This window comes from Brevibacterium sp. 2SA (genome assembly GCF_005502845.1).
In the GTDB taxonomy this organism is placed as follows: Bacteria; Actinomycetota; Actinomycetes; order Actinomycetales; family Brevibacteriaceae; genus Brevibacterium.
Map to the genome: position 1 here is coordinate 1 of NZ_SCMW01000098.1, position 5,074 is coordinate 5,074.

A 5,074-nucleotide genomic window follows, 5' to 3' on the forward strand; every position below is an offset into this window, starting at 1 on the left:
GGACACCGGCGGCGGAGGCGACGGCGGCGGTGGGGACACCGGCGGCGGAGGCGACGGCGGCGGGGACGAAGCTCCCGGCCTCGGCGGCAACTGAGCCCGACCCAGCGGGGCGAGACGACAGACCATGTCGTCTCGCCCCGCTTCGCATATGTCGGCGGTGCCCCACGCCCGGCCCATCTCCGCTAGTGTGGGGAGCGGCGTCGGCGCGGGTCCTCCGGGCACCGGCGACGCCCGATCCCGCCCGGGCGACCCGGGTGACGACAACCAGGCAAGGAGAGCCATGACCAAGTGGGAATACGCCACCGTTCCGCTCATCGTCCACGCGACGAAGCAGATCCTCGACCAGTGGGGTGAGGACGGATACGAGCTCGTGCAGGTCGTGCCCGGACCGGACAACAACGGACTCGTCGCTTATCTCAAGCGCCCCAAGGCCTGACCCACCGCACCCTGTCGAAGGAGACCACCCATGTCGAAAGTGCTCGACCGCATCGCCGAGCTCGACCTCGAGCTGCCGACGGTCGCCGCGCCCGCCGGCGTCTACGTTCCCGCGCTGCGCACCGGCAACTACGTCTACACCTCGGGTCAGCTGCCGGTCGTCGACGGCTCCCTGCCGACGACGGGCCACCTCGGCGCCGAGGTCGATGTCGACACCGGCTACCAGCTGGCCAGGATCGCCGGGCTCAACGCCCTGGCGGCCATCGCCTCGGTGATCGGGGATCTCGACAAGATCGTCCGCGTCGTCAAGGTCACCGGCTTCGTCAACTCGACCGACGACTTCACCCAGCAGCCGGCCGTCATCAACGGCGTTTCCGAGCTCTACGGTGAGATCTTCGGCGACAAGGGCCAGCACGCGCGCAGCGCTGTCGGCGTCAACACTCTGCCCCTCGGCACGCCCGTCGAGGTCGAGGTCGTCGTCGAGGTCGAGGACGATGCCGCTTAGCGGACGCAACCTGCCCGTCTCCTCGGAGCTGACCTGGCTGCTCGATCTCTGGCGCACCGAGGGGCGGCGGCCGGTCCCTGAACCGCCACGTCCCGCCTCGGCGATCATCCTCGTCCGGGACACCCGGGAGGGGCTCGAGACGTTCGTGACCCGCCAGCTCGACGTGCGCGGGGTCGAGGACCGGAACCGGCTGGCCTACCCGGTGGGGGAGCTGCGGCCCACCGATCTGCGCAACGTTCCGGTGACCGGGTGGAAGTCGACGCGCTGTGCGCGGACGCTGGCGCTGGAGAACAAGTCGCGGGCCCTGCAGCAGTTCTCGGCGGCCGCACGGGTCGCGTTCGCCGCGACCGGCGTCATGCTCGCGGAGAACGTCGACCATGACCTCGTCGCCTCGCCGCAGACGGACTGGCAGTCCGTCCGGTACAAGCTCCTGTCGAACGAGATCGGCTGGACGCAGGTGCTGCGGGAGCGCGACCTCAAGCTGCGCCCGGATCTGCTCAAGCCGTGGATGCGGTGGATCAACACCGCCACGCAGCTGCACCGTTTCGACACGACGTACTTCCTCGCCGCGGTGCCGTTCGGTCAGGAGGTCGACTTCCTCACCTCGAACGAGAGCTCGGGACGGTGGCAGCGGCCCGAGGAGATCCTCGCCGATGCCGCCGACGATCCGAACCGGATCAGCGCGAGCACGCGCCTCATCGTCGAAAGCCTCGTGCCCGTCCACAGCGTCGGCGCCGCCATGGCGCAGGTCCGCGACATCCACCCGCTGCGCCCGGAGATCATCGACGAGAACGGGGAATGGCGGCTCGTCATCCAACCGCGCCGTGACTTCCACCGCAAGGGGACGCTGCGGGACAACGAGGTGGCCGTCGGCGACGACGAGAAGGACGAGAGCCCGAGCCTGATGAGCCTGGGCGGCGAGGACGACGAAGCAGTCGTCGACGAGGAGAACGAGGACACATGAGGATCCGTGCGAACAATCCCTCACCGATGACCCTGAACGGGACCAATACGTACGTCATCTCCTCAGCCGATGACACCTCGGCGGTGGTCATCGATCCGGGGCCGGAGCTGGCGGAGCACCGGGAGGCCATCCTCGCCGAGGTGGGGGACCGAAGACTGTCCGCGATCGTCCTCACCCACCAGCACGCCGATCATTCCGAGATGCTCGGGTCCGTCGACGAGTGGGCGCCCGAGGTGCCCGTCTATGCGGTGCTCGACCGATTCGCCCGGCACACCCCGCCGGTGCGCGATGGGCAGCGGATCGCGTTCGGCAGCGGTCCTGCCGATGTCCTCGAGGTCGTCGCGACCCCTGGGCACACGAGCGACAGCATCAGCCTCCTCCACGACGGTGTCCTCTTCAGCGGCGACACGATCCTCGGGGAGGGGACGACGATCGTCACGTACCCGGAGGGCTCGCTCGGCGACTATCTCGCCAGCCTCGATCGCCTCCGTGCGCTTCTCGATGCCGGTGAGTACACCCGGATCGAACCGGCGCACGGTCCGACGATCGATGATCCCGCCGAGGTGATCGACCACTACCGCACCCACCGGCAGGAGCGCATCGGCCAAGTCCGCGCCGCCCTCGCCCAGGGTGCGACGACGGCGGCTGAGGTCACTGACGTCGTCTACCATGACGTCGATCCCAGCGTCCGCGGCGCCGCCGAGCAGATCGTGCGCGCCCAGCTCAGCTACCTCGGTGAGCTCTCTGCCGAGGATGCGTAGAGTCTCAGCGGGCGACCGCCTCGGGTGACTCACCACCGACGGGCGACGATGACGCTCACAGAGGGACCCGAACCGATCGGACGGACGACGAACGCCCCGACAGCTGTCGGGGCGTTCGTCTCACTCTGGAGGCCGGTCGGGGGCCTGCGGGTGTGGTCAGCGGGCGCGGTTGCGCATGCGCTCCATGTCGAGGATGACGACCGAGCGCGCCTCGAGGCGGATGAAGCCACGGGCGGCGAAGTCGGCGAGAGCCTTGTTCACGGTCTCACGGGAGGCGCCGACGAGCTGGGCGAGCTCCTCCTGGGTGAGGTCGTGCGCGACGAGCACACCGTCGGGGGCCGGCTTCGAGAAGCGCGCGGCAAGGTCGAGCAGCGCCTTGGCGACACGACCGGGAACGTCGGAGAACACGAGGTCGCCGACGGTCTCGTTCGTCCGGCGCAGGCGCTGGGCCAGGGCCTTGAGCAGGTTGAGTCCCGCCTGCGGACGATCCTTGAGCCACGTCGTGAGGTCCTCATGCTTGAGGCTGAGCAGCTCGGACTGGGAGACCGCAGTGACGGTGGAGGAGCGCGGACCCGGATCGAAGAGGCTGAGCTCGCCGATGATCTCACCCGGTCCGACGACGGAGAGCAGGTTCTCGCGGCCGTCGGAGGACTCGCGGCCGATCTTGAGCTTTCCGGTGGACACGATGTAGAGCTCGTCTCCGGCATCGCCTTCGTGGAAGAGCACGGTGCCCCGGCGGAGGCTCCGCGGGTTCATGAACTTCATCAGCGCGCTCGTCGATTCGTCATCGAGTCCGGCAAATAGTGTTGCGCCCCGCACAACTTCTGTATCCACAATGTCCTCCTTGTGATGGTCTCCACACATAAATCTACCTGGTCAAGGGTACCTATACCACCAAATGCGCGCGTGTGGGCGGATGAATGAGGAATATGAGGGTCTGTTGTCGTTTCCTGGAGACTGCCTCGCTTGGGTCCCTTCATGTGTGAGCGGGACAACTGCGGTTTCGATTCCCGCGGATTAGGATGGTGAGTCGTGTTGACGGTGGCAGAGAAGAGTGCGCGGAAGTTCGCGAAGGAGACCCCGCTGGGGAAGAAGCGACGTGCCCGGAAGATCAACCGGATCCTCGCCGAGGTGTACCCCAACGCCCAGGTCGAACTCGACTTCGCGACCCCGTTCCAACTCCTCATCGCCACCGTGCTCTCCGCACAGACGACGGACATCCGCGTCAATTCGGTCACCCCCGGACTCTTCGCCGCCTTCCCCGACGCGCACGCGCTCGCGGTGGCCAACCTCGGCGAGGTCGAGGAGCTCATCCATTCGACCGGGTTCTACCGGGCGAAGGCCCGCAACATCGTCAAGCTCGCCGGCGACCTCGTCGACAAATACGACGGTGAGGTGCCGCGGACGATGGAGGAGCTCGTCGAGCTCGCCGGTGTCGGACGGAAGACGGCGAACGTCGTCCTCGGCAACGCCTTCGACACCCCGGGCATCACCGTCGACACCCATATGGGCCGCCTGGCCCGCCGGTTCGGGTGGACGACGGAGACGGACCCGGTCAAAGCCGAAGAGGACATCGCCGGACTCTTCGAGACCAAGGACCTCACACTGCTCTCGCACCGGGTGATCTTCCACGGCCGTCGCATCTGCCACTCCCGCAGACCCGCATGTGGAGCTTGCCCGCTCATGACCCTGTGCCCGTCGTTCGGCATCGGCGAACTCGACCCCGAGAAGGCCCGTGAGATGTTCCGATACGAGATGGCGCCCTTGGCATGAGCGATTTTCTCCACGGGCTCCATGACGCCGACCGCTCGGCATCGGAGTCGACCGGCGCCGAGGCGGCGGGCAGTGACAGCCCGGCCGACGCCGAGCTGCGCGATCAGCTCACCCGCCTCGCCGCCTCGAAGGGTTCGCCGCTGTGGCTGCGCCGGGCGAAGACCCGCGGTGATGCCGTCGTCCGCGACGCCGCCGTCCTCATGCTCTTCGGGCGCGGCGGGAAGCCCCGCACCGCCGCCGGACGCGACGTGCTGCCGGCTCTGGCGGACAAAGGCGTTGCCGACGTCGACCTCGTGCTCCTCCAGCGCGCGAGCACGCTGCGCCACCACCCCGGTCAGGTCGCCTTCCCCGGGGGCGGACGCGATCCCGAGGACGACTCCCTCATCGCGGCAGCCCTGCGCGAAGCCGAAGAGGAGGCGGGCATCGTCCCGGCCAGCGTCGACGTCCTCGGCCAGCTCGAGCCGCTCTACATCCCCGTGAGCAAGTTCCAGGTCACCCCCGTCATCGGCTACTGGGCGGTGCCCGGTGTCGTCGCCGTCATGGACGAAGCCGAGTCGTACTCCGTCTACCGCGTCGCCATCGCCGACCTCGTCGCCCCGGCCAACCGCGGCAGTTTCTCCCGCCCCGACCTCGCAC

7 protein-coding genes are annotated in these 5,074 nt (G+C 68.3%); 6 read left to right on the forward strand and 1 reads right to left on the reverse strand.

Annotation, left to right across the window (positions count from 1 at the left end; translation table 11 throughout):
* Positions 1 to 280: 280 nt before the first annotated feature.
* From FFS20_RS18045 to FFS20_RS17625, 4 genes are read left to right on the forward strand one after another with little or no spacing between them, the layout of a single operon-like run.
* Positions 281 to 436, forward strand: a complete 156-nt coding sequence (locus FFS20_RS18045; RefSeq protein ID WP_171007136.1) for a hypothetical protein — start codon at positions 281 to 283, stop codon at positions 434 to 436.
* Between the two features lie 30 nt (positions 437 to 466).
* A complete protein-coding gene (locus tag FFS20_RS17615) occupies positions 467 to 940 on the forward strand; it encodes a RidA family protein (RefSeq protein WP_137827071.1) in 474 nt (157 codons plus the stop codon).
* Positions 930 to 1,904, forward strand: a complete 975-nt coding sequence (locus FFS20_RS17620; protein ID WP_137827072.1) for a hypothetical protein — start codon at positions 930 to 932, stop codon at positions 1,902 to 1,904. Before FFS20_RS17615 ends, FFS20_RS17620 begins: the two co-directional genes overlap by 11 nt.
* Positions 1,901 to 2,665, forward strand: a complete 765-nt coding sequence (locus FFS20_RS17625) for an MBL fold metallo-hydrolase (RefSeq protein WP_137827073.1) — start codon at positions 1,901 to 1,903, stop codon at positions 2,663 to 2,665. Before FFS20_RS17620 ends, FFS20_RS17625 begins: the two co-directional genes overlap by 4 nt.
* 156 nt (positions 2,666 to 2,821) lie before the next feature.
* Here the strand turns inward: FFS20_RS17625 and FFS20_RS17630 are convergent, their stop codons facing one another.
* On the reverse strand, positions 2,822 to 3,499 hold the full coding sequence (locus FFS20_RS17630) for a Crp/Fnr family transcriptional regulator (protein WP_137827074.1): 678 nt from the start codon (positions 3,497 to 3,499) through the stop codon (positions 2,822 to 2,824).
* Between the two features lie 198 nt (positions 3,500 to 3,697).
* Here FFS20_RS17630 and nth point away from each other — a divergent pair, with 198 nt between their 5' ends.
* Together nth and FFS20_RS17640 are read left to right on the forward strand one after the other, a co-directional pair.
* Positions 3,698 to 4,438 carry an endonuclease III gene (nth, locus tag FFS20_RS17635; protein ID WP_171007138.1) on the forward strand — a complete coding sequence of 247 codons (741 nt, stop codon included), beginning with the start codon at positions 3,698 to 3,700 and terminating at the stop codon, positions 4,436 to 4,438.
* A partial coding sequence (locus FFS20_RS17640; protein ID WP_137827075.1) for a CoA pyrophosphatase occupies positions 4,435 to 5,074 on the forward strand: 640 nt, incomplete at its 3' end. The genes nth and FFS20_RS17640, both read left to right, overlap by 4 nt.